Origin of the sequence: Bacillus sp. JJ783, assembly GCF_036963225.1 — a bacterium.
Taxonomy (GTDB): domain Bacteria; phylum Bacillota; class Bacilli; order Bacillales; family Bacillaceae_G; genus Bacillus_A; species Bacillus_A cereus_U.
This window is the reverse complement of record NZ_JBALMG010000091.1, coordinates 21,289-46,984: the sequence shown is the minus strand read 5'-3', so window position 1 is coordinate 46,984 and position 25,696 is coordinate 21,289. Positions and strand designations below refer to the sequence as shown.

The window sequence follows — 25,696 nt, the reverse complement described above, 5'->3', positions numbered from 1 at the left end:
AAGCCGGAGATTTTGGTAAAACCGATCGAAGAAGAAAATAAAGAAGAAACAACAGAAGAATTAACAGAAGAAAAACCGGAAGAGCCAAAGGTAACAGAAGAACCGAATGTGTTAGAGAAACCAGAGGTAAAAGAGAAACCGGAAGTATCAAACAAACAAGAGGTACAAAACAAACAAGAAGTACAAAGCAAACAAGAGGTACAAAATAAATCTGAAGTACCATCTAGTAAAGAAAATAATAAGCAATCAAAATTACTTCCTCAAACAGGAGGAGCATCAACTGAATCTACTTCTATTATTGCAGGTATGTTCGCATTAATTTTGGGAGCGAGATTGTTTAGACGCCAAAAAAATTAATGGTGAGAGTTAGTTCGGAAACAAAATGTATGTGAAAAAGCGGAGACTATGGGTCTCCGCTTTTTATTATTTTTGCACGCAGCTAAGTGGGATGCTGCTTATTGATGAAAGATTTAAATGAAATGATTATTGTTTTAATTTATACGTTTTAAAATCACATGCTTTATTTTTTTGCGAAATCGGGTGATTAGCGTAATGATAATAATACCGAAGATAATTTTCCAAATGTGTTGTTCAAGTACTAGGAATATAACTTCTAGGTTTTCCCCTAACCAGTAACCACTGATTAAGAAGAATGATACCCAAAATAGGGCGCCTGAATAAATTGTCATCGCAAAGCGGCGAAACGGTAAGTTGATAATTCCTGCAAAGTATCCTGTGAAGTGGCGAACGCCTGGAATGAAAAAGGCGATAAAGATTAGAAAATATCCGTATTTATCAAACCACATTTTCGTTAAATTAATTTTCCGTTCTGTTAAAAATACATATTTCCCGTATTTCTGAATGAAAGGCATGCCAAGTTTATTTCCTAAAAAGTATTGGAATGTCATACCTACGCTTGTCCCAATAAAGGATAAAATAATTAAAATGGGTAAACTCAAATCACCTTGATGTGATAAAAATCCTGCATAGGCTAATGTTGGCTCTCCTGGAAACGGAAGAGCAATATATTCTAAAAGCAATCCAACAAGTACTACATAATACCCATATTGCTGAAATAATTCGTGAATCCATTCCATATTGTGCGCTCCTTTTTACATTGAAGTTGTTACACATCTTCCTCTTTTTCGCGCTAATCGAACTGAAACAATAGTAGTAGAAGAGTTTGGCTGGAGGATTTAAGCTAGTATGATTTTTTGACAACCATTCGCGAGTGATATCATACTTAATATAGCTCTTTGCTAATTAGCAAAGAGCATTGAAGTGTAAATGTTACTATTAGTTAAAGTTATAGCGGTACAAAAATATGTTGAAATCTTCTTCTTTTGGTCCGAAATTAACTGCTTTTTCTTGTATACGTTGGAAGTTTTGTCTGTCATAAAATTCATAGTTGCATTCATTGTCTGTATATAAATATAAAGATGTTACATCTTCTTTTGTCATGTATTGGAATAAATAATTTAATAAAGATTTCCCAACTCCAAGACCTCTAGATTCTTCGGATACGATGAATAATTGTATACAGCCTTGAAAATGATCTTCTTTTCCTTGAATTAGTTCTTTATATGTTTTTTGAACTTTTATAAATGCTTTTAAAAATCCTCTATTCTCTTTATTCGTCATGAATAGTTTCAGCGTGTTAAAGGAAAAGCTAACAGTATTATGGAATCTCTTTAAACGGTTTTTATCTTTTTCAGAATCGCCTAAAATGACACCGATAACTTTATTATCTTTTTCAGCTACCTTACTAAAGGAACTTCCTAAAATGCAACTGTGTAGGTAGAAGTTTAATAGTGAATTTAAAAATTTTTTATCTGTAATGAATTTATTAAACCCAAATGCCTCACCAATTAAATGTTTTATAGGCTCATAGTCTTCCTTAACAAGACTTCTATATTTTACTGTGTTCATATTGTATACTCCCTTTATTAATGTAAATGACTTATTATAAATAGTAAGGTCTCCTCTAAGGGGAGAGTCAATGGTTGCATGCGAAAAAATAAAAAGGAAGAGATTCAGGTGAAAACATTATTTTCTATTGGAGAAGTTGCAAAAATAAAGGATATAACGATAAAGGCATTAAGGTACTATCATAAGATGGGAATTCTTATTCCAAAACATATTGATGAATCAACAGGATATAGATATTATTCTATAGATCAATTCATTCACATTGATATTATAAAAAGTTGTAGAGAGTTGAATACGAGTATAGTAGAACTTCAAGAGATTTTTAAGGAATGCAATACGGACAATTTGCTGCAATTCTTACAAGTAAAGAGAGCGGAAGCGGAAGAACATATAAAGAAAATGAAAGAGGTAATTGAAACGATTGATGGGTTAAATGAGAAAGTAGGGAGTTCACAGGAAATATTAAAAAGTGATGAAGTGTGTATTCAGTTCTTTGAAAAGCGGAATGTGATTGTAGCGCCATGCAAAGAAGTGGGGAGTTTACAAGAGTTACTGTATTATTCTAATTTAGAGAAAATCATTCAAGAGTATGAAGATAAGATGTCAATGGAAATGGGTATTCTATACAATGTCAATGAAAATTGGGATGTAGAGCCAAAGTATGTTTTTAATAAGGTGCAAGATCATGTCCATATGGAAGAGATGCCAAATATAAAAGTATTACCGGGCGGGAAATATGTAACATTAGCGTATAGTAAAGAAAATGAAGAAGAACGTAGAAATACTATGATTAAATATACAAAAGAAAACGATATAGAAGTGGAGAGTTTTATTGAAGTAGAGTTAGTTAATGATTTTTTTAATACGGAGTCTTATAGTTGTCAAATTCAAATTTTTATAGGGGATAGTGAAAATAAGAAGTTTTGATTCCATAATTTTATGGAGGGGAGTTATGTTATTATTGGGTAAAATTGCAACAGTGCATGAAATTAAGTCGACTTAACTATAAAATACGACAATGATAGTCTACCTATTAATAAAGGCCGTCCCAAAAAACTTTGGGACGGCCTTTATTAGTAGTAAGAAACATATTATTTACGTGAGAAACCTTCTTCATCAAGGTATTCCGCAGCTTCTGGATAAGAGTTGAATGTACCGTCTAAGTTTACGCCAGCGTAAACGTTCCACATATCATCCTCTTGAATAAGAGTTAGGATATGACCGTCTTCGTTCTTCCATTCTTCTTCTGCAGCAGGTTCCATTGGTGCTACAATTGCCTCTTGCTCCTGTGATAGACGTTCAATTACTTTTTCAATTAATGAACGCAGTTCTTCTTCTGAAAACTCACGGATGTTAATCATACCTTTATCATCTGTTTTATAACCTTTAATGAAGTTTGCATATACAAATCCGTTTCCATTTGGGTGTAAATGATATACAACGTTCTTTTTATCTAAACGACTTTCTTCAAAGTGAAAGTTTACGCGTTTTAATGATACGTTCTTTCTTTCTAATTCCGGGAAAGATTCAATAATTGATAATTTTTCTTCAAAAGTTAGCATAGTGCCTCCAAGTATATAGTAAAAGATTTAATTTGTTCATTATAGCATAGTCAAGTTTGTTTCCAAAGGTAGATTCGTCATATTGCTGTTTTTTAGTTTGATTTGGGAAGGCTATTTATCAATGTAGACGTTTACTTCACGAGACTGTAAAGAGTTTTTTATAAATACGCTAACGAATGATTTGTTTTAGATGTACAATGGAACGTGGACTTTATACAAAGGTGGTTGTTTATATGTTTCAAAAAATAGCAAAGGAATGTTTAGCAGGGTTTACTGTTGCGATTGTTGCTTTGCCGCTAGCAATTGCATTTGGTATTGCCGCAACGGGAACGTCTGAGGGAGCATTGGTCGGATTGTATGGCGCGATTTTTGCAGGTTTGTTTGCGGCGTTATTTGGCGGTACACCGGGGCAAGTAACGGGTCCTACTGGGCCGATTACAGTTATTGCAACAGGCGTTATTGCAACTCACGGATTAGAAGCAAGTTTTATTGCATTTATGATGGCAGGGTTATTTCAAATCTTATTTGGTGTATGTAAGCTCGGCTCTTACGTTCGTTACATTCCGTATCCTGTTGTTTCAGGATTTATGAACGGAATTGCACTGATCATTATTTTAGGTGAAATGAAGCACGTACAAAATAGCTTTCTACTTGTGTTATTAACGATCATTGTAATGATTGTTTCTGGAAAATGGATTAAGGCCATTCCATCAAGTTTAGTAGCATTAGTAGGTGTTACAGTAACGTTGCCGTTATTTTCTTCTATGCTACAAGGAATTACGGTAAACTTACCAGTTGTAGGAACTCTTTCTTTAAATAAGATGATTGAAAAGATTGGTGCAATTCCAGAGGCGATGCCATCGCTTCACGTACCGAATTTAGACGCAAATGGCATGTTAGCACTTGTATTACCAGCACTTAGTATTGCTTTACTAGGATCAATTGACTCATTATTAACGTCTGTCGTAATGGATAATGTGACAGGGACACGTCATAAAAGTAATAAAGAGTTAATCGGACAAGGTATTGGTAATGTTGCGAGTGGTTTGTTCGGAGGATTAGCAGGAGCAGGTGCAACTGTTAGATCCATCGTCAATATAAGAAGCGGGGGGAAGACGGCACTTTCAGCTTGTATGCATAGCGTCATCTTATTCATTTTCATTATGGGACTCGGTTCAGTGGTACAATATATTCCGCTTGCTGTATTATCAGGCATTTTAATTTTAACTGGCATCGGGATGTTTGATTGGGAAAGCATGAGAAAAGCACATGTAGCACCGAGAGGCGATGTGATTGTTATGTTCGTGACGATGTTTGTGACAGTGAAATTCGATTTAATGGTTGCTGTTGCGTTTGGCATTATTCTTTCCTTCATTATATACATGGTGAAATGTAAAGAACGTAAAGCTTCTATTATAAAAGAAAAAGAAGCGACGTATACGATTCAGGGACCACTTTCATTTCTATCAGTAGATCGTATTTTTGCTTCTTTACAAAATGTGAAGTCACCAGTTATTTTGCGTATGAAAGATGTACGTTATATGGATGTATCAGGAGCTATGGCGTTATTAAACTTTGTTGAGCAATCGAATAAAGTAGGAGCGGGTGTGACACTTGAACATGTACATCCGCATGTTGAAAAGACGATAGTAATGATGGCGAATGATGAGCAAAAAGAGAAATTACACTTTTTGAAAGCTGAAGCAATATAATAATAACCTTCACATGAATTGTATTATAGAGTGTGAAGGTTATTATTATTTGTATATGTTTGTAACATCCTTCTTTTCTCTAAAAAAAGAAAGTATTCAACATATAAGAAATTTGTTATGATAATTTAATGAGAGAAAAGGAAGTCTCTATAGTTCATAACAATTTGTTTGAGAATATATGCTTGAACGCCCCGCTAGTTATTTTAGTAGGCTTTATCCGTATTTCCTACAGTGCAAAAAATTGTACACTGATTGGATCCATACGTACCTGAATGGCTTGGTTTTCGCTAGGTCCAGAATTTTACGTTGAAGATTTTACATTGTATACCCGCTACAACCTCATATCTTCAGTTTTCAATGAGAAATTTGTACAAAAAAACATATGTTTTTCTATACAAAAAGCCGATTCATCTTCCTCAATTTGTGTTTTACACTTACATACAAATTAAGGAAGGAGTCTTCTTGGTTAAGAATGATAAAAGAAAAGAGAAGGAACATGAATAAGAAGTTTGTAAAAGGTGCAGCAATTTTAACAATTACAACTTTTTTGTCGAAATTGTTTGGGAGTTTCTTTCAAATTCCATTGCAAAATATTGCAGGAGATGAAGTGCTTGGTATTTTTCGTCTTGTTTTTCCTGTATATATGATTGCTCTTACATTATCAGTAGCTGGTGTTCCGCTAGCGATTTCGAAATTGATTGCGGAGTTGAATGAAAAAAATAATCAAAAAGGAATTGCGAAATTATTTAAATCGGCATCGATTATAGGAGTGGCATTTGGAGCCTTCGGATGTTTCGTGATTATATTATTTTCTACTGAAATTGCAAATATGCTTGGTGGACAAGAAACAAGGGTGCCGTTACTTGTTACTTCATTGGCGCTACTTGTTGCACCATATATGGCGGTTTATCGTGGTTATTTTCAAGGGTTCGGTGATATGAAACCGACGGGGATATCACAAGTAATTGAGCAATTTGTGCGAGTATTATTTATGTTAATAATCGCTTATATACTAGTATATTGGAATAAGAGTAGTGCGGTTATTACTAGTGGTGCAATGGTTGGATCTTTTCTCGGAGTAATTGGTTCACTTATATATTTGCGTATGAAGTATAATAAAAGCCCATACTATTATAAGGACAGCTCGTATTCGCTTCGAGATTTAAGAGAAGACGGGAAAAGGATACTACAGGTATCGATTCCAATTGCTATAGGGGCTTTATCAATGCCACTTTTAAACTTAGTAGACTCTCTTACAGTGCCACATGTGTTACAAGGATCATCGACAGAGATTCAAGCGCAATTTGGAATATATAGCCGTGGCTTTGCATTCACGCAATTAATTGTTGTTTTCGCAAGTGCAATTGTATTTCCGTTAATACCGCTATTAACGTCTGCATTAGCAAAAAGAGATATAAATTTAGCGAAAATAACAGTTCAAAATACAAACAGACTAGTGCATGTTTTGACAGCGCCATTAACAATATGGTTAATGGCATTAACAGTACCATTAAATGAGGGATTGTTCACAGATGCAAAAGGAAGCGGTATGTTAGCGGTTATAATTGGTAGTTCGTATTTTACATCGGTTATGGTATTATCAATAGGGATTTTACAAGGGATTAACCGCTCTGCACAAGCTGCATGGATTGTTATTGGAGCAAGCTCTGTGAAAGTATTGTTAAACATCGTATTAGTGAGAAAGTTTGGCATCGATGGGGCGGCTTATAGCACATTGATTATATATATGTTAATCTGCATCGTAAATCATCTGTGTATTCGAAAATCTCTTTCCTATCCTATTCATATAGGAAGATTTTTTGCTGTAATAGGAATAGCTTGTATTTTTGGATTAGGATTGTATGAACTATCTACTATTATAGAGGTTACATCGTCAAGAATAATTACGCTATTTTATAGTGGTGTAGCACTTACTATTACGATAATTTTGTATGGGGCATGTGCTTTGAAATTAAACTGGATATCAAAAAAACAAATACCATTTTTGAAAAAATAAATATATAACTACGAAATTATGGGCTTATTAAGAGGATACATTTTAAAGTATTTCGTTTTTTAGGTAAGGAATTGGCGCCAATTTATGATGGGTGAAAAATTGGTTGCCAAATGTTGGAGGAGATTAAGAGTGCAGTTAGTTTTATCAGGATATTATGGTTTTCATAACATTGGAGACGAAGCTATTCTACAATCGATTATCAAATCGTTAAAAAAAGAAATTCCGAATATTCAACTCGTTGTGATGTCAAATGATCCTGACTATACAAGGGAAATGTACGATGTAGAAGCTGTAGATCGCTGGGACATAAAGGCGGTTTATGACGTGATAAAAAAAAGTGACGGACTTATTAGCGGTGGAGGAAGCCTCCTTCAAGATCAAACGAGTATGAAGAGCATTTTATATTATACAGGTATTCTGGGATTTGCACGGTTATTAAAAAAGCCCTATTATATTTATTCACAAGGAATAGGACCGATTAGGAAAAGACATAATCGTTTATTAGTAAAATGGCAGTTGTCGAAAGCAGCTTACATATCTGTGCGAGATGAGGATTCTTTTTTCTATTTAAAAGAACTTGGAGTGAAAAAGGATATTGAACTCGTTCCAGATCCAGTTTTAACATGGAAAAGAGAGAAACAATCAGATTGGTTACAAAAGCATTCGCTACACGGGAAAATAATTGCGGTTAGTGTACGTTATTGGGGTGCAAATGAAGATTATATAAAAAAGTTAGCTATTGCACTGAAAAAATTGAAGCAAGAAGGGTACCAAATTTTATTTGTCCCGATGCACAGTCCATTTGATCAAGATGCTTCGCGTGAAGTAGCGGATTTAATGGATGAAGAGATTTATATGCTTCCAGATAAAATGGATATTGATGAGAAAATATCTATTTTATCAGAGTGTTCACTTTTAATAGGCATGCGTCTTCACGCTCTTATTTTTTCTGTCGTAGCGAAAACGCCAATGGTCGGAATTTCATACGATCCAAAAATTGATTCGTTCTCACGACAAGTGAAGCAACCAGTTATAGGAAGTGTAGATGGAGACTGGAGTGCCGAAGATTTATATAAGATTGCGAAAAAGCAAATGACGCAGCAAGACAATATACAGCAAGCTTTACACCGGACAATAGATGAGCTTCAGTTGCAAGGCGAACAGGCAACAAAGAAACTCGTTCATCATATAGAAAAAAACACTCTATTAAAAAAATAGAGTGTTTTTTGTATTGTTTTTCTTTACGTAGCAATTTATAAAAAATAATAGTGTTAATATTTGCAGTGATTTAAGTACAACAGAGCTATCCTACGTAGTTATTTCTATAGGAATAGAATTGAATATGAAATCATAAAGGATTCAATATAGGTTTGAAATATCTTAATATAATAAAAAATAAATAATGTTTTATATTAATTTTTGTTTATTATTCCGATATAATTAGTATATAATCAGTTTTGGAATAATAAATTCGTAGATTACGAGGAGGACAACCGTGAAGACTTTTTCAAAAGGTATAACAGCAGTGGCATTAACGGGATCATTACTTTTAACTCCTATTTCAAGCTATGCGGCAAATGATGATATTACAGGACATATGTTTGAGACTAATATGCGTTCGCTCATTACTAAAGGAATTTTGATGGGGTATGGAGAGAATCTATATGCACCTGATAAACAAGTAACGAGGGCAGAGTTTGCTACATTAATAGCAAGGGCTTTAGATTTACCGAAAGCGGATTCGAATTTCGAGGATGTGCCGAAGACTTACGGTTTATATGATGGTGTAAGTAGAGCATATGGAGCGAAAATTATTAATGGACGTACTAACGAGACGTTTTCGCCAAATGATGTGATTACACGTGAAGAAATGGCGATAATGGTAAAGCGAGCATTAGACTATAAAAATATTAAAATAGCTGTAAGTCCGCTTACCTTTACTGATAAAGATAGTATTAACTATAAAGAGCATGTACAAGTTATGGTGGCTACTCAAATTATTAAAGGATATCCAGAAGATAATACATTTAGACCACATTTATCAGCTACAAGAGGTATGGCTTCAGCAATGTTGGATCGAATGCTTCAGACGATTGAAAAAAATGGGAATAGTAATCTTGTAGAAACAAAGAAATATGTCGTGACAAATGTAAGAGAAAATGGGACAGAGCAAGAACTAGAGCGCTATAGTACGTATAAAGAAGCGGTTACAGCTGCGCAAAATAAAGGTATTAATGCAGTGAAGTATGAAAATGAATTCTTATGGATTAAAGATGGATTTGCAAGTGCGAAGCGAATAACTGGGCAAAACATCATTAATATTTATGATGAGAAATTGTCAGCAGTATATACGTATATTCAGTATGGAACAGAATTGAAAGTGTTAGAAGTTGGCGAAGATCGTGTGAAAGTTCAACTTTCTGATTTAACGGGTTATGTGAAGAAGAATGAAATCAATTTAATTCCTACAAATGAAATGAAACAGTCATCTTATTATGTGAAATCAGATGGATATTTATACCATAAATATTATACATATAATACAAGTTCACCTGGATATACAGAATTTAGATATGGTGTGGCACCTTCTTTCATGAAGCAAGGACAGCAAATGTATAGTGTAGATGGAAAGACATTTGGAGACGAAACTTTCTATCAATATTTCAATTATTTATCATTACGTTCGAAAACAGATTATACAGCTGAACAACTAGATAGTTATGTGAAATCGATTAAGCCAGACTCTCCATTAATTGGTTTAGGAAAGAAATTTAAAGAAGTAGAAAGTAAGTATAATGTAAATGCATTATTCTTATATTCATTAGCAATTCATGAGAGTTACTATGGAACAAGCGCTCTTGCAAAAGACAAAAATAATTTATTTGGTTTAAAAGCAACAGACGATAGTCCATATGGTAATGGAGAAGCATTTAATTCAAAAGAAGATTGTATTGAACATGCAGCAAAAGTATACATGAATGAAGGATATTTAAATCCAGGACATTGGCGTTATACAGCAACATATACAGGTGATAAAGCTGCTGGTTTAAATGCGAAATATGCATCTGATGCGAACTGGGGTAAAAAAGTAGCTGGGCATATGAATCGTTTTGATTCTTATTTAGGTAAAAAAGAATACAACAAGTATAAACTTGCACGTGTGATGAATAATGTGGAAGTGAAAAAGAATCCTAGTATATCAAATGAGCGACTGTATCGTTTAAATACAAATGCAGTTGTCACAGTTACTGGTGAAGAAATAATAAATGGAAAGGCATGGGTTAAAGTTATTTCAGATAATCCTACTGTAACTGAAGCGTATATCGCAAAAGAAAGTTTAGAATATGTAAAACACTAATTAAATATAAAAGAGAAAAACTGATTATCTAGATGTATTTTAAAAAAAGGTGCTCCAAAAGCCAGCATAACTGACTTTTTGGAGCACCTTCTTTTTTATTATTCAATTTCAAAATCAACAATTAAGTAAGCGAGTATAACGACGAAGAAAATACTAACGGACGGTGCTGTTAATACGTGGCCGGACATAAAGCCGATTCCGAGTGATAGTACAACGGTGCTAGCTAATAGCATATATTTCACAGTTAATATTTTCTTGAAGTTTGTTAGGAAGCGAATGAATAATTTAATACCGAAGTATAGAAGTGGTATTAAGTAAATAAGGAAACCGACGATTCCGAATGCAAAGAATAGATCGTGGAAGTCCATTTCGATTAATTTAATTTTAACCGTATAGTTACCAGCATAGCCCATTCCGAATAATTTTTGTGATAGTGGTGCGTCTTTATAGTATTGTTTGTATACTTTTAAAAACTTATCGCGATCACTGTAAATTAAACTTTTGACCTCAGAGTCTGTTAGCTCACCTTTTGCATGTTTTTTTGCTTCGCCCGGGTCTTCTTTAATTACTTTTCCTTCTTTTCTATCCTTTTCTTCTTGTACTGATTTTTTGTATTCGTACATTTGCATGTGGATGCCCATATTTTTTGCGATAGGAGTATGTGGTGTAAGTACAATTAAACCTCCTAGTACAATAGCGGCAACAACTGTATTTACGAGATATGTGAATCCTTTTCCTTCTTTTTTGCGATGAATCATATATTCAATGAATGAGAATAACAGTGCCACGCCAAGCGTTAGAACAATTGCACCATATCCTACTTTCGTTCCGACCATAATACTTGCATACATCGCAAGTATTGTTGGAATCCAGTAATAGATTTTCGAGAAAGAAGTTGTTTTATGAATCGAATAGAGCACTACGATTGGGAACATAATTGCAAAAATAGAACTTAAATCATTTCCAGCAAAGAACCAACCTCTTGAGCCAATCTTTGAGTGAGGGTAGCTTGGGAAATCTGTACCAGTTTGCATTGCAACAATCAGTGTGATGCTTAAAATTAAAGTTGTATATAAGAAATATGTAATGATTTTATGCAACGTATATTCTTTATTTTTCAACTCTTTAAAGACGATAATATATCCAAACAGTAGCACAATTGGATATATGCTCTTTAAAATAAATTTCACTTCTTCGCCAAATGAAACTGGAGATTTAATCATCATATTATTTGCAAGACCAATTGCTAGTACGATCCCGAGTAGGCATAAATAGAGAATGTACTTTTTCGCTCCAGGTTGTTCTCTATGAAGAAGTAGATAACCTAATGCAAGAAGCATAAAGGCGAAACGGACTACGATTCCAACTGTTGCGCTCATGTGTAATACATAGATTGAAAAAGACGTTAATAAATCTAAAATTGGTTGAAACACAATGAATAGCAATAGGAAATGCGGGAAGTAGTTATCCGTTTGTTTCAACTTATTAACCATATATTCCTCCATGTCTTCATTCCTTTAGTTCAATACCCAAGAGATGGGGATAAAAGCCTTATTTACATAATAAGGCGAATGAATTTCAATATTTGTTTTTTTGCATCAAACTTAAGAATACACCATTTCATTGTAATGGTAAATAGATGAAAAGCATTGATAAACCGACTTTAATTTCTATATTTTTTAACGAAATTGTATGTTTTATACGGAGATATATACAAATTACGAGAAAATTAGACAGAAAATTAAGAAAAAAGAAGGATTTTTAATATGCTTTCTATAATTATATAAGTATAATCTTTATGTGGAAAAGAGGGGTATATATAATGGAAGTAACAAGTAAAACAGAATCTGTTGTTGTGAAATATGAAGGGCGCGTAGCAACGGTTATGGTCAATCGTCCAGAGGTTTTAAATGCATTAGATGAACCAACGTTAAAAGAGTTATTACAAAAGTTGAAAGAAGTGGCGGAAAGTTCTGTTCACGTTGTTGTTTTATGCGGAAGTGGCCGTGGTTTTTCTGCGGGTGGAGATATTAAATCCATGCTTTCAAGTAATGATGAAAGTAAGTTTGAAGGCATCATGAATACAATTTCTGAAATCGTTGTGACGTTATATACGATGCCGAAGCTTGTTATTAGTGCAATTCACGGGCCGACTGCTGGACTTGGATTAAGTATTGCATTAACAGCTGATTATGTCATGGCAGATATATCATCAGTTATTGCGATGAACTTTATTGGAATCGCTTTAATTCCAGATGGTGGCGGCCATTTCTTCCTTCAAAAGCGCGTCGGTGAAAATATGACGAAGAAAATCATTTGGGAAGGGAAAAAATTATCAGCGACAGAAGCGTTAGATATAGGTTTAATTGATGAAGTAATCGGTGAGGATTTCCAAACGGCTGTGAAGCAAAAAATTAATGAATGGTTACAAAAACCAATCAAGGCGATGATTCAAACGAAACAAATTTTATGTGAAGTAAATCGTTCTAATTTAGAACAAACGCTTCAGCTCGAAAAGCGTGGTCAATATGCGATGAGACAAACAGCGGACCATAAAGAAGGTATTGCTGCTTTTCTAGAAAAACGTTTACCAGCATTTAAAGGGGAATAAAGGGAAGAAAGTGCTAACACATTTTAGTATAATTGTGTTAGCGCTTTTTTTAAGGAGTAATAAATGAAGAAAATGGTCGGTGTTGTCTCTATTATTTTACTTACAGCCCTTCCGGAACGAGAAAGCCCATCGCCTTTAGGCATGGGATGAAAGTGAGGTTGGACACGGAGTGCCACTAAAAATCGCAAGGTTCGTGGTACTTTAAGTATCCAAAGTATAAGTAGTTTCTTCGGGGCTTTTTATTGTGATTTTTTGAAAATAAATGATAAATTGTAACTAGAATCAATGATGATAGAAGTACGTTTCAAAGTGTTTGAGAGAAAAATCGCCTCGTCTCATATAGTTGCAAAGTTTATGGACACGTTCTTATTTTGTTTCTATTGCTAGAAATGTATCAAATGAAAGATGTTGAAAATTAAACACCAAGGGGATGAAACGTATGTCACAGACCCTAACAGTGAAAGTGAAATTGATCCCAACAAAAGAACAAATCCGTTTATTAGAACAAAGTAGTCAGGAATATATCAAAGTCATAAATACACTTGTATCAGAAATGGTTGAAGCAAAAGAAAGTACGAAAAAAAGCACGAAAAATATTGAAGCAAATATCCCAAGTGCGGTGAAGAATCAAGCAATCAAAGACGCGAAAAGTTTGTTTGCTACAAAAATAAAGAAAAGCCATTATAAAATCATTCCGATTTTAAAGAGGCCTGTTTGTATATGGAACAATCAAAATTATTCATTTGACGCCACTCATATTTCAATCCCGTTTAAGGTAAATGGAAAGTCCACGCTTTATTAATCGATAAAAACAATCGCAATTTGAATTTGTTAAAATATAAATTAGGTACACTTCGTATCACAAAGAAATCGAATAAATGGATGGCCCAAATATCTGTCACGCTTCCAACAAATGAAAAGGCAGGGATGAAGATTTTAGGAGTAGACTTAGGTCTCAAAGTCCCCGCGGTAGCAATCACTGATGATGATAAGGTTCGTTTCTTTGGAAATGGTAGGAAAAACAAATATAGGAAGCGTAAGTTTCGTAGTGTTCGTAAAAAGTTAGGAAAAGACAAAAAAGTAAATGCCATTCGGCGAATGGATGATAAAGAGCAAAGATGGATGCAAGATAAAGATCACAAAATAAGTCGTGAAATCATTAATTTTGCGATTGCAAATCATATTTCTGTCATTCGATTAGAACAATTAACGAATATAAGACAGACGGCAAGAACAAGCCGTAAAAACGAAAAAAACCTACACACTTGGTCATTCTATCGTTTGTCAAAATTTATTGAATATAAAGCGATATTAGCTGATATTCAGGTTGAATATGTAAATCCTGCTTATACAAGCCAAAGCTGTCCGAAATGCGCTGAAAAGAACAGGGCACAAGACAGAAAGTACAAGTGTCCATGTGGGTTTGAGACACACCGTGATATCGTTGGGGCGATGAATATTCGCTATGCAACTGTGATTGATGGTAACAGTCAATCAGCCTAAGCACCTATATGGTCTGGTTTAGGAGGGGCAATGAGATGCTCTCATCTTGAAGGCTGTTCAAAACAGAAATGGACTGCGAACGCTTAGTCATTCAAGAATCCCACCCGTAATTCCGTAAGAATTCGGGCTTGCGACTTTAGTCGTGGGAGTCTCAAATATTATGCTTTGCATAGTACACCATCTCTTACGGTACGGACTGCATTATTCTTTGAAGGACATCCAACTGTTGCTTTCTCTGGTGAAGTGAAGAAAGAACGGGATGTGAAAAAAGAGTGGTTTTTCTATAAAGCAGAGCTCGGGTGTTTTTAAAAATAGGAGGTAAGTGATGTCAACTTATAACAGGTTAGTAAGAGATCGTGTCCCGGAGAAAATTTTAATGTCTGGAAAAACATATACAGCACAAAAATTAACAGGACAAGCTTACATACAAGCGTTAGCGAAAATTGGTACAGAAGAAATTCGTGAATTTGCTTCGATGAAAGATCGTGAACATGCGCTAGATTCACTTGCAGATGCACTTGAAGTTATTGTTTCATTAGCTCGCGCAGAAGGTGCAACAATTGAAGATGTTGAGCGTATTCGTAAGCAGAAAGAAGAAGAGCGCGGCGGGTTTACAAGAGGGATTTATTTGATGGACGTTTCGGAAGAGTAGTTTTATAGAAAAAGCACAGCTTACTGAGTAGCGCTGTGCTTTTTTGTCATTAAGATTAGGGTAAAGTGAATTTTATTACAATTTAGAAAATTAAACTATATTAGTAGAGGTTTTATAGTAATTTCTGTATACTAAATAGTAGAAAAAGCGAGGGGGAAACGACAGTGGCACATCATGCGAAAGAAACGATGGAATTAATTAAAGAGCTTGTCTCTATTCCGAGTCCATCTGGAAATACGGCGAAAATTATTAATTTTATTGAAAACTATGTAAGTGAGTGGAATATAGAGACGAAGCGTAATAATAAAGGCGCTCTTATTTTAACGGTTAAAGGGAAGAATGATGAGCAGCATCGTTTATTAACTGCACACGTTGATACGTTAGGGGCAATGGTGAAAGAAATTAAGCCTGATGGCCGTCTTAGTCTATCTATGATTGGTGGATTTCGCTGGAACTCTGTAGAAGGAGAATATTGCGAAATTGAAACGTCAAGCGGTAAGACGTATACAGGTACAATTTTAATGCATCAAACTTCTGTCCATGTGTACAAAGATGCAGGGGAAGCGAAGCGCGATGAGAAAAATATTGAAGTTCGTATTGATGAGCGTGTGTTTTCAGCAGATGAAGTACGTGGGTTAGGAATAGAAGTAGGAGACTTCGTTTCATTTGATCCACGCGTTCAAATTACAAAGAGTGGATACATAAAATCACGTCATTTAGACGATAAGGTAAGTGTAGCAATTCTATTAAAATTAATTAAAAGATTGCAAGATGAAAAGGTAACATTGCCATATACAACACATTTCTTAATTTCTAATAATGAAGAAATTGGGTACGGTGGAAACTCAAACATTCCAGAAGAAACGGTAGAATATTTAGCAGTTGATATGGGAGCGTTAGGTGATGGACAAGCATCTGATGAATATACAGTATCCATTTGTGCGAAAGACTCTAGCGGTCCATACCATTATGCTTTACGTAAACATTTAGTTGAACTGGCGAAAGCGAATGCTATTGAATATAAAGTGGATATTTATCCATACTACGGATCAGATGCATCAGCTGCGATTCGCGCCGGATTTGATGTGAAACATGCGTTAATTGGAGCCGGTATTGATTCTTCTCACGCATTTGAGCGTACGCATGAAAGCTCGATTGCACATACAGAAGCGCTTGTTTATGCATATGTAATGTCTAATTTAATTGAAGAATAATTTCATAGCAAATAGAGAGGGCTGATTGAAAATATTATTTTTAATCAGCTTTTCATTTTGGGGACAAGATGAAAAAACTATTGATAGGCAGTATCGTTGTAAGTTTAGCGTTAAGTGGATGTTCTCAAGAAAGTTCGGGGGGGATTTTTTATATTCATAAAGGGAAAGTACTCGAAATGAAAATTGGCGAAGGTGATCTAGGTATTGCAGGAACTTGTTTTAAAGCTTTAGATAAAGGGAAGTTTCTTATTGGAAATTAGGATAACAGAGAAGGAATATGGTACTTCTCGACTTTCCAAACAAATCTTGAGACGGGAAAAGCAGAAAGGATCGATCAGATAAAGCTTCCTTTGGAGGAAGGGAATATATATGTTAAAGAAAATTTTAAATAATACATTAGGAAAAGCGATTAGAGTAATATGTACTAATCGCTTTTTTATATACATTCATTATCAGTTATATATATGCGGTTTTTGTTATGTGAAGGGAAAACGTATTTACTATACATATATAATGTTATAAACTATGAAAGGATTAATTATTAGTTAATATTTTATAGTTAGTTTCGTGGGAATAATTGTATAAATATGAAGTTTCGAGAGGAGATTTATTTTTCATGAAGTACAAAGCAATAGCCGCAGGTATATTAGCAGCAAATTTACTAGCACATCCAATTAGTAGTTTAGCAGAAACGAAGAAATTTCCCGATGTTTCAGACAATGCGTGGTCAAAAGACGCAATTTATTATTTAGTAGAGAGAAATGTAATTAATGGTATGCCAGATGGTAACTTTATGCCACAAGGAAATTTAACACGTGCTCAGGCGGCAAAGATTATCGCAACAGCAATTGGCGTTAAAGTGGATCCAAACGCGAAGCCATCTTTTAATGATTCAAAAAATCATTGGGCAGCTCAATATATTGCAGCGATTGAAAAGAAGGATATTATTAAAGGACGAGGACCAGGAGTATTTGATCCTGAAGGGCAAGTAACTCGCGCTGAAATGGCGGCTATGCTTGTAAGGGCATATGAATTGAAAAGCCAAGTAACAGGACCAGTTCCCACAAAATTCGCTGATTTAGAAAATCATTGGGGTAAAGAAGAAGTAAATATTTTAGTAGAATTAAAACTTTCTTTAGGTACAGATGACGGCTGGAAACCAGATAATTCTATTACGCGTGAACAGGCAGCTCAGCTTACTGCTCAAACAGATAAATTTGGAAAGAATAGTAATCGTCCAGTAGAAACAAAGAAAATATATATGGATAGAAAATTCATTACATATCACGGACCATCATTAACATCTGGGATTAGTGCAAATCAGCATGATCCACAAATGGTTGAAGTAAAAGAAGAGCGAGATGGATGGATCAAAATTGCAACAAGTAACGGTGATAAATGGACACCTTTAGTAGAGAAAACAGAAGCTATTAATGAAGGATTCACTACATATGTAGGGGCTTCCCATACTTCTAAAGTACTAGGTACATATGGAGCACAACAAGTAACTGTTATTGAAGAAAGCGGTAGCTGGATTCGCATTCGTACAAATAGTGGTTTCCAATGGGTTGATAAAAATCAATTGAACCCAGTGAAACAAGGGAACTTCTTAGAAGGAAAAGCAATTATTATTGATCCGGGGCATGGCGGGGTTGATCCAGGGCATTCTGGTGTGAAAATGGATGAAAGTGCTATCGTATTAGATACATCTTTACGCGTACAAAAACTATTTGAACAAAAGACACCATTTACTGTTTTATTAACACGTGATGATGATACACGTCCAGGAAATACCCCTGGTGAATCTTTGAAAAAACGTATAGAATTTGCGCAAGAAAATAAAGGTGATATTTTTGTAAGTATTCATGCGAACGGATTTAATGAACAAGTAGAAGGAACGGAAACATTCTACTACAGATCAGCAACAAATCCAAACTCAGAAGAGAGCCGTGTACTAGCAGAAAAAGTACAAAAACGTTTAGTACAAGCACTTCAATCAAATGATAGAGGTGTAAAAACAGAAGACTTCTATGTAGTGAAATACAATACAATGCCTGCTATTTTAGCTGAACTAGGTTTCATCGATGCTAAAGGCGAAGGTGAAAAACTAGCTACTGAAAAATGGAGACAACGTGCAGCAGAAGCTATTTATCAAGGTATTCTAGATTACTATGAAGCAATGGGTAATAACGTATCTTCTTACCGTTAATAAATATAGAGAATGATAGAAGAGATTGCTGAGAGGCAGTCTCTTTTATTTATTAAATGAATTATAAAGGTTTCTCTTTATTTCGGGCATGTGATATCATTTAATTTTATATAAATAGTATTCGAGTAATTGTAATCATAACAATTTAAAATGATAAAGGATGATCATAGATTGAATAATCATAGTAAAACACCTGCATGTATATATACGTATGCGTTTCGCGAAGAGGAGCGTGCTTTATGTTACTTGGAAATGCGCTCGTTCTTTGGGATGGAGTCTCACGTTAATATTTTGAAAAGTGAAGTCAAGATTGCTCCGAGTAGAAGTCCGTTTATTAAAGAGCGCGTTGAGGTTATGTATGAAGGAGACGACTTAGAAAGCATCTTGAAACAAGTGGAACAAATTGACTTGGCGGGAGCGACGTTCAAAGTCATCTTCGTTAAAATTAATGACCTTGTTGGAGAAAATAAAATTGAATATGGGGAAAGACGCCTTATTGAACGAGACCTTGGCATGCATATTGAAGGAGAAGCGGATGTTCGTAATCCAGAGCGTGTATTCGGGATTGTTCCTCTTGGAGGACGCTGGTACTTCGGACACTATGTAGAAAGTGATCCGGTTTGGTATCATCATATAAAAAAACCGCATAGCTATTCGACATCACTGAGCACACGTGTTGCTAGAGCTGTCGCAAATATCGCTGTACCAAACCCAGAGGGAGTACGAGCTATTGACCCGTGCTGCGGCATTGGAACAGTAGTAGTAGAAGCACTTTCTATGGGGATTAACATCGTTGGTAGAGATATAAATCCACTTGTAGTTCTTGGAACGAGAAAAAACATCGCATATTTCGGGTTTGAAGGAACAGTAACAAAAGGCCCAATTGAAGAAATTACTGAGAACTACGACGTCGCAATTATCGATATGCCGTACGACCTATTTACGCACGCAACACCAGAAGATCAACTCTCGATTCTTTCAAGTGCGCGCCGCATTGCAAAAAAAGTAGTCGTTGTCACGATGGAAACAATGGACGACATGATTCATGAAGCGGGATTTGAAATTACAGACCGCTGTATCACAAGAAAAGGATCATTTTCTAGACAAATTCTTGTTTGTGAATAGGAAAGAAAGGTCACCCGTTTGGGTGACCTTTTTATTGTAGCCTGATGTGTGATTGGTTGGTGGAATGGAGGGATGATTTGGCGGGATTTGTCGATAAGTTGATATTCCATGTCGAATCGCCGATATATTCAGAGAATCAACCGATATCAAATTATTCTTCTTGCGTCTTCTCTTGTTGTGCGATTAATAAATTGCGTAATACGTGTCCGCGGTAACTTTCTAGTTTTCGTCCTTCATGATAGCGAACACCTAATTTTTTAAGCTCAGCTACGTACCAGCCCTTTGTTCCGTAATACATTGGATCACTTCCTTTTTTCTTTTGAACAGTATATGTGGCGAGGTAAGAGAATTTTCTTTTTTTATTCATGAAATTTACAAAAGTGAATATTGAATATTCTGTTTATTTGTATTATGATTAGCTTATTATCGGATGACAGTGATTAGCCTCCCTGCAAGCCCGAGTTTACTTTTGTTCAATTGAATAGCGGAGCTTCTTTCCACTTGAACTTCCTTAGCAGGAGGACGAGCCATACGGATAGAGACAGTAAAATCCAATGTAAATGTGTACATTGTTTTTCTGGCTCTTTTTATTTTTTAGTCAAAGTAGGAGGGGATTTTTAGAAAGCGTTGTCAATGGAGTATGGTGCACGTTCACGCTAATGGAGGGGCTGGTGAATTGTTTGGCTAAAGAGAAAAAGGAGTTACAGAAGGATTTAAAAACTCGGCATATAACAATGATTTCGATCGGCGGGGTTATCGGTGGTGGTTTGTTTGTAGGAAGTGGAACGATTATTCAATCGACGGGTCCAGCAGCGATTTTGTCCTATATTATCGGCGCTTTAATGGTTGTGCTCGTGATGCGGATGTTAGGAGAGATGGCAGCAGAAAATCCTGATAGCGGTTCTTTTGCAACGTATGCGAATAAAGCAATTGGGCCGTGGGCAGGGTATACGATTGGGTGGTTATATTGGTTTAACTGGGTCATTATTATCGCAATTGAAGCGGTGCTTTTAGGCGTGATGATTAACAATTGGTTCCCGTCGGTTCCAGCATGGCTGGCGAGTTTATGTATGGTCCTTTTAATGACGATGACGAATGTATATTCAGTAAAACTCTACGGTGAGTTTGAATATTGGTTAGCGTTTATTAAAGTTATTGCGATTGTTGCGTTTTTAATTTTAGGAGTTTCGATGTTTTTTGGACTTGTTCCGGGAGTGGAGAGACCGAGTCTCGCTATGGTTACGGAAAATGGAGGCTTCTTCCCGAATGGAATTGTTCCTGTCTTACTGAGCGTTGTATTTATTTCTTTCTCTTTATCGGGAAGCGAAGTCGCCGCGATTGCAGCCGGGGAATCGGAAAATCCAGAGAAGAATGTTATACGAGCTATTAATAGTGTAGTATGGCGCCTTATGCTTTTCTTCGTAGGTTCGGTAACGATTTTAGTTATGTTTATTCCGTGGACGGATAAGGAGTTATTAAAACTTCCGTATGCAAGTTTATTTAATATGGCAGGGGTACCTGCAGCCGCAGAAATTATGAATGGTGTTGTATTTTTATCACTACTTTCCGTTATGAACTCAGGTATATATACGAGTTCGCGTATGTTATTTTCACTTGCTAAAAAAGGCGATGCTCCGGCTAGTTTCTCACGGTTAAATAGTAGAGGGACACCGGTTGTAGCGATCTATGCAAGTATCGTATTTGCATTTATTTGCGCGATGTTGAAATTTATATCTCCTGATAAACTGTTTGCGTTTTTAGCGAATAGTTCAGGCGGGGTAACGATGCTGATGTATATGTTCGTTGCCGTTTCACATGTCAGGTTAAGACGAGAGAGGGAAAGAGACGGGGCTGGAAAGCTGAAAGTGAAAATGTGGTTATTCCCTTATCTCACATATGCAACGCTTTTAATGATTATTACGATATTTGTTTCACAAGCATTTATAGCAGATATGCGGATGCAGTTTTACATGACGTTACTAGCAACGATCCTAGTAATAATAAGTTATTTTCTAAGAGTTAGAAAGTTCGATAAGCAAAAGTTGAATGATTTTACGATTATAAAAGATTCGGAAGTTAGCATAGAGAAAGAATAAGAAAAGGGGTTGTGTTCCATGTTGAAAGAAAAGAAAGATATTACAACTACAAAATCTAGCATATTACATGAAAGAAGAAAAAATGCGGTGCCAGAAGGTCCTTACAATATTACAGAGTTGTATGTGCAATCAGCAAAGGGAGCGATTATTACTGATGTAGATGGCAATGAATTAATCGACTTTGCGGGCGGAATTGGTATGCAAAACGTCGGGCACTGTCATCCGAAAGTAGTGAAGGCGATTCAAGAGCAAGTGGAATCTTCTATTCATAGTTGTTTTCACGTAGCGCCGTATGAAAGTTATATTGCATTAGCTGAAAGACTGAATGAGTTAACGCCAGGTGATTTCAAGAAAAAAACGATGTTTGCGAATAGCGGAGCTGAAGCAGTAGAAAATGCGGTGAAGATTGCGAGAAAAGCTACGGGAAGAAGCGCGATTGTTTCGTTTGAGCGTGCATATCACGGACGTACACTTTTGACGATGTCACTGACAAGTAAAGTGAAACCGTACAAGCATGGATTTGGGCCGTTTGTATCAGAAGTATACAAATTACCATATCCGTACTATTACCGCGCTGAAGAAGGACTGACACCAGAAGAAGTAGACGCGCAAATTTTAGCGTATTTCGAACGCTTTATGTTAGAGGAAGTAGCAAGTGATAATATCGCTGCAATTATTTTGGAACCGCTTCAAGGAGAAGGTGGATTTATCGTTCCGACGACTACGTTCATGCAAGGTGTTCGTAATATTTGTGATAAGTACGGAATCATTATGATTGCGGATGAAATTCAAACTGGTTTCGCTCGTACGGGCAGTTTATTTGCAATGGATCATTTCGGCGTAGCTCCTGATTTAATGACATTTTCAAAATCAATCGCTGCTGGAATGCCGCTGAGCGCGATAACAGGAAGAGCGGATTTGATGGATGCACCTGGACCAGGTCAATTAGGTGGTACTTTCTCAGGAAGTCCGGCTGCTTGCGCGGCTGCATTAGCTGTTTTAGATGTAATCGAAGAAGAGAATTTAGTAAATCGTGCTGTAGAAATTGGCGAGCGCATGATGGAAGTGTTTAATAGCTGGAAAGATAAATACGAACTAATTGGTGATGTCAGAGGCCTTGGCGCCATGACTGCAATTGAGCTTGTAAAAGATAAAGAGACGAAAGAGCCAGCAGCAGAAGAGGTTAAAGCGATTATGAAGGAAACGCATAGTAAAGGGGTCATTACGATAAGCGCTGGTATTTATAGTAACGTACTTCGCTTCTTACCGCCTCTCGTTATAACAGATGAACAGCTTGAAGAAGGGCTTACTATTTTAGAAGCTGCTATTGCGAAACTATCAAAATAAAAACGGTGGGGGCAGGGGAATGAGGTTTTTCAATTATATAAACGGTGAGTGGAGAGAACCTTCTACGAATGCATACGTGAAAAATTATAATCCGCATAACGGGGAAGTACTAGGTGAATTCCCGTTTAGTTCAGTAGAAGATACACGAGTAGCAATCGCATCAGCGAAAGAAGCGTTTCATAAATGGCAAAAGTTATCGTTTCAAGAAAGAGCGAGCTATTTATGGAAAGCGGCAGCTATTTTAAAAGAAAAGGTAAATGAAGTTGGCCTAGATGTAACAAGCGAAGAAGGAAAGACGATTGCGGAAGGAATAGGAGAGACGAAGCGGGCGATTAGCATTCTTGAATATTATGCAGGGGAAGCAAATCAGCCAATCGGAGAGATTATCCCGTCTGCTAATGAAAGTACAATGCTTTACAGTAAACGTGTAGCAGTAGGGCCAGTTGGATTAATTACACCGTGGAACTTTCCAATTGCGATTCCAGCGTGGAAAATGGCGCCGGCACTTATTTACGGAAATACGATTGTCATTAAGCCGGCCGAAGTTACGCCAAAATCGGTGTACCATCTTGTAAATGCCTTTCATGAGGCAGGCATTCCAGCAGGCGTTATAAATTGTGTATTCGGAAAAGGCTCTGAAGTTGGAGCAGAATTAACGGGAAATCCGGATATAAAAGCGGTATCCTTTACTGGTTCTAATCACGTTGGAAACATCATTCAAAAAGCAGCGGTTGAAACTCAGAAAAAAGTACAATTAGAAATGGGCGGAAAAAATCCGTTAGTTGTATTAAACGATGCCGATATTGAAAAGGCGGTAAGTATTGCGATAAAAGGTGCGTTTATGTCAACGGGGCAAAAATGTACCGCAACAAGTAGAGTAATCGTGGAAGAGGATATTTATGAAGCGTTCAAGGGTCGACTGTTGCAGCGCACTGAAGCTCTTACAGTTGGGAACCCGCTAGAACCGGATACATTTATGGGCCCATGTGTTTCCAAGGGTCAGCAGCAATCTATTTTATCAATGATTGAAGTAGGAAAAGGAGAGGCTAGCTTACTGTATGGAGGTAGCGTGCCAGGCGAAGCTAAACTGGAGCGAGGGTGCTATGTTTTACCGACTATTTTTGAAAATGTCGATAAAGATGCACGCATTGCGAGAGAAGAGATTTTCGGTCCAGTTATATGTTTATTTAAAGTGAATAGTTATGAAGAAGCAGTTTCTTTAGCGAATGATACAGAATACGGACTCAGTGCATCGATTTGTACGAATAATTTAAGTTTATCGCAAAGGTTTATTGATGATATGGAAGTTGGAATGGTACACGTGAATTCAGAAACTGCAGGAGCAGAACCACAAGTTCCGTTTGGCGGAATGAAAAACTCTAGTGCTGGACCGCGTGAACAAGGAAAAGCGGCGAAAGAATTTTATACAAGAATAAAGACAGTATACGTAGATCAAGTATAAGAGCCAAAAAACATAGTAACGGAGGATGAAATATGCGTAAAGGGACATTTTTTATGGCAGGACATTCGAGACTTCCGAAAGGGATGGCTGTTCGCAGTATGTACGAGACACTAACAATTACAATTGAGGCAGATCATAAATATCATGTCATTATTGAAGCGTCATGTACGCTTGCGACAGAGCATGGTAGAGACTTCGTCGCTCAAATGTTGAGAGGGCATAGTTTGCAAGATGGTATTGAAGAAATCGTTCAAGATATTATGGACCATTATCAAGGAAAAGCGCAAAATGCTATCGTTAGTGCGGTAAAGGATTTACATCGCCAATACGTAAGTTATTTAAATGATGAACAGTCTGGGCGTGAGTACGAGGAAACAACACCATAAAAACTGTCTAGTTTGTATAGCTATAAACGAGAGCCAGTTGTATTTCTTTTAAAGGGATACGACTGGCTTTTTATATTGAGGAGGCAAGGAATATGAAAAAGTTAAATGAAGTTCAAGTTGTAAAACAAGAGACGAAAAAAAGAGGATGTGCGGAAAGTAAGGGGATTTGCAAAATGTGTAAAGTATGTCGAGAAAATAATAAAAAACGAATTGACAGTTAGAATATTTTGAATTATTATTTAATTAATAAGGTCCATACGAGAAATTAGCCTTCTCTATATTCGATCTTGCTTTCCTGTTTTACAAATATTTTCATACAAACTGTCTATTATTATTGTACTTTAAGAGATTAAAGAACACTCGTAATTATGAGCCAGTTGTACGTTTCTACGATTTTATGTCGTGGATGCGTATGACTGGCTTTTTCGATGTTAGGGCAGTAAGACCGAATCTCAGCATAAGAAGATAAGGATAACTGTCTGTAAAAAACGTCAATAAGTTCTTCATATTTAA

The 25,696-nt window shown here is 36.1% G+C and carries 23 protein-coding genes and 2 pseudogenes; 20 read left to right on the top strand and 5 right to left on the bottom strand.

Annotated elements, in window-relative coordinates:
- Window positions 1-357: LPXTG cell wall anchor domain-containing protein (locus V7038_RS19365; protein WP_335471432.1), on the top strand; the 357-nt coding region annotated here is incomplete at its 5' end.
- A 134-nt stretch (window positions 358-491) separates the two neighbouring features.
- On the opposite strand, the gene V7038_RS19360 is transcribed toward V7038_RS19365, so the two are convergent.
- Together V7038_RS19360 and V7038_RS19355 are read right to left on the bottom strand one after the other, a co-directional pair.
- Window positions 492-1,097 (bottom strand): DedA family protein, encoded by a 606-nt coding sequence (locus V7038_RS19360; RefSeq protein ID WP_335471429.1) that lies wholly within the window; start codon window positions 1,095-1,097, stop codon window positions 492-494.
- A gap of 199 nt (window positions 1,098-1,296) precedes the next feature.
- Window positions 1,297-1,929 carry a GNAT family N-acetyltransferase gene (locus V7038_RS19355; RefSeq protein ID WP_070127983.1) on the bottom strand — a complete coding sequence of 211 codons (633 nt, stop codon included), beginning with the start codon at window positions 1,927-1,929 and terminating at the stop codon, window positions 1,297-1,299.
- A 78-nt stretch (window positions 1,930-2,007) separates the two neighbouring features.
- Between V7038_RS19355 and V7038_RS19350 the strand changes: the two genes are divergently transcribed.
- Window positions 2,008-2,856 carry a MerR family transcriptional regulator gene (locus tag V7038_RS19350; RefSeq protein ID WP_283746961.1) on the top strand — a complete coding sequence of 283 codons (849 nt, stop codon included), beginning with the start codon at window positions 2,008-2,010 and terminating at the stop codon, window positions 2,854-2,856.
- A 164-nt stretch (window positions 2,857-3,020) separates the two neighbouring features.
- Here V7038_RS19350 and V7038_RS19345 read toward each other — a convergent pair whose 3' ends face one another.
- On the bottom strand, window positions 3,021-3,491 hold the full coding sequence (locus V7038_RS19345; RefSeq protein ID WP_283746962.1) for a hypothetical protein: 471 nt from the start codon (window positions 3,489-3,491) through the stop codon (window positions 3,021-3,023).
- Window positions 3,492-3,724: 233 nt separating this feature from the next.
- Here V7038_RS19345 and V7038_RS19340 point away from each other — a divergent pair, with 233 nt between their 5' ends.
- The 4 genes from V7038_RS19340 (at window position 3,725) to V7038_RS19325 (ending at window position 10,578) form a co-directional block, all read left to right on the top strand.
- On the top strand, window positions 3,725-5,203 hold the full coding sequence (locus V7038_RS19340; RefSeq protein ID WP_286119193.1) for a SulP family inorganic anion transporter: 1,479 nt from the start codon (window positions 3,725-3,727) through the stop codon (window positions 5,201-5,203).
- A 496-nt stretch (window positions 5,204-5,699) separates the two neighbouring features.
- The gene (locus V7038_RS19335; RefSeq protein ID WP_335471424.1) at window positions 5,700-7,220 is read left to right on the top strand and encodes a putative polysaccharide biosynthesis protein; all 1,521 of its coding nucleotides are present in this window, start codon (window positions 5,700-5,702) and stop codon (window positions 7,218-7,220) included.
- Between the two features lie 129 nt (window positions 7,221-7,349).
- Window positions 7,350-8,438, top strand: coding sequence for a polysaccharide pyruvyl transferase CsaB (csaB, locus tag V7038_RS19330; protein WP_199661105.1), 1,089 nt, complete (start codon window positions 7,350-7,352; stop codon window positions 8,436-8,438).
- 277 nt (window positions 8,439-8,715) lie between these two features.
- Complete coding sequence (locus V7038_RS19325; protein WP_283746964.1) at window positions 8,716-10,578, top strand: S-layer homology domain-containing protein; 1,863 nt, start codon at window positions 8,716-8,718, stop codon at window positions 10,576-10,578.
- 98 nt (window positions 10,579-10,676) lie between these two features.
- Here V7038_RS19325 and V7038_RS19320 read toward each other — a convergent pair whose 3' ends face one another.
- A complete protein-coding gene (locus V7038_RS19320) occupies window positions 10,677-12,071 on the bottom strand; it encodes an O-antigen ligase family protein (protein ID WP_199661103.1) in 1,395 nt (464 codons plus the stop codon).
- Window positions 12,072-12,400: 329 nt separating this feature from the next.
- Here V7038_RS19320 and V7038_RS19315 point away from each other — a divergent pair, with 329 nt between their 5' ends.
- From V7038_RS19315 to V7038_RS19275, 9 genes and pseudogenes are all read left to right on the top strand, one after another.
- On the top strand, window positions 12,401-13,189 hold the full coding sequence (locus tag V7038_RS19315; RefSeq protein WP_002010905.1) for an enoyl-CoA hydratase: 789 nt from the start codon (window positions 12,401-12,403) through the stop codon (window positions 13,187-13,189).
- Between the two features lie 304 nt (window positions 13,190-13,493).
- Window positions 13,494-13,601 (top strand): annotated as a pseudogene (locus V7038_RS19310) (IS200/IS605 family transposase); the annotation flags it as partial.
- A 27-nt stretch (window positions 13,602-13,628) separates the two neighbouring features.
- A pseudogene (locus V7038_RS19305) lies at window positions 13,629-14,692 on the top strand (RNA-guided endonuclease InsQ/TnpB family protein).
- Window positions 14,693-14,812: 120 nt separating this feature from the next.
- Window positions 14,813-15,001 carry a hypothetical protein gene (locus V7038_RS19300; RefSeq protein WP_081339767.1) on the top strand — a complete coding sequence of 63 codons (189 nt, stop codon included), beginning with the start codon at window positions 14,813-14,815 and terminating at the stop codon, window positions 14,999-15,001.
- Between the two features lie 16 nt (window positions 15,002-15,017).
- Window positions 15,018-15,344, top strand: a complete 327-nt coding sequence (locus tag V7038_RS19295) for a nucleoside triphosphate pyrophosphohydrolase (RefSeq protein ID WP_002201613.1) — start codon at window positions 15,018-15,020, stop codon at window positions 15,342-15,344.
- Between the two features lie 164 nt (window positions 15,345-15,508).
- On the top strand, window positions 15,509-16,558 hold the full coding sequence (locus V7038_RS19290; RefSeq protein ID WP_002114800.1) for a M42 family metallopeptidase: 1,050 nt from the start codon (window positions 15,509-15,511) through the stop codon (window positions 16,556-16,558).
- 68 nt (window positions 16,559-16,626) lie between these two features.
- Window positions 16,627-16,818: a hypothetical protein gene (locus tag V7038_RS29585; protein ID WP_438825117.1), complete on the top strand. Its 192-nt coding sequence runs from the start codon at window positions 16,627-16,629 to the stop codon at window positions 16,816-16,818.
- A 356-nt stretch (window positions 16,819-17,174) separates the two neighbouring features.
- Window positions 17,175-18,767: an N-acetylmuramoyl-L-alanine amidase gene (locus V7038_RS19280; RefSeq protein ID WP_283746966.1), complete on the top strand. Its 1,593-nt coding sequence runs from the start codon at window positions 17,175-17,177 to the stop codon at window positions 18,765-18,767.
- A gap of 171 nt (window positions 18,768-18,938) precedes the next feature.
- A complete protein-coding gene (locus V7038_RS19275) occupies window positions 18,939-19,892 on the top strand; it encodes a TRM11 family SAM-dependent methyltransferase (protein WP_215558039.1) in 954 nt (317 codons plus the stop codon).
- A gap of 151 nt (window positions 19,893-20,043) precedes the next feature.
- On the opposite strand, the gene V7038_RS19270 is transcribed toward V7038_RS19275, so the two are convergent.
- A complete protein-coding gene (locus V7038_RS19270; RefSeq protein WP_199661096.1) occupies window positions 20,044-20,259 on the bottom strand; it encodes a YflJ family protein in 216 nt (71 codons plus the stop codon).
- 304 nt (window positions 20,260-20,563) lie between these two features.
- Here V7038_RS19270 and V7038_RS19265 point away from each other — a divergent pair, with 304 nt between their 5' ends.
- The 5 genes from V7038_RS19265 to V7038_RS19245 all read left to right on the top strand — a co-directional run bounded on the left by V7038_RS19265 (window position 20,564) and on the right by V7038_RS19245 (window position 25,404).
- On the top strand, window positions 20,564-21,988 hold the full coding sequence (locus V7038_RS19265; protein ID WP_070127991.1) for an amino acid permease: 1,425 nt from the start codon (window positions 20,564-20,566) through the stop codon (window positions 21,986-21,988).
- Between the two features lie 18 nt (window positions 21,989-22,006).
- Complete coding sequence (gene gabT / locus V7038_RS19260; RefSeq protein ID WP_335471419.1) at window positions 22,007-23,335, top strand: 4-aminobutyrate--2-oxoglutarate transaminase; 1,329 nt, start codon at window positions 22,007-22,009, stop codon at window positions 23,333-23,335.
- 19 nt (window positions 23,336-23,354) lie between these two features.
- Window positions 23,355-24,797 carry an aldehyde dehydrogenase family protein gene (locus tag V7038_RS19255; protein ID WP_078181940.1) on the top strand — a complete coding sequence of 481 codons (1,443 nt, stop codon included), beginning with the start codon at window positions 23,355-23,357 and terminating at the stop codon, window positions 24,795-24,797.
- A gap of 32 nt (window positions 24,798-24,829) precedes the next feature.
- Window positions 24,830-25,183: a DUF3870 domain-containing protein gene (locus V7038_RS19250; RefSeq protein WP_335471416.1), complete on the top strand. Its 354-nt coding sequence runs from the start codon at window positions 24,830-24,832 to the stop codon at window positions 25,181-25,183.
- 92 nt (window positions 25,184-25,275) lie between these two features.
- Entirely contained in the window at window positions 25,276-25,404 is a 129-nt protein-coding gene (locus V7038_RS19245) for a hypothetical protein (protein WP_002159095.1), read from the top strand.
- Window positions 25,405-25,696: the final 292 nt, after the last annotated feature.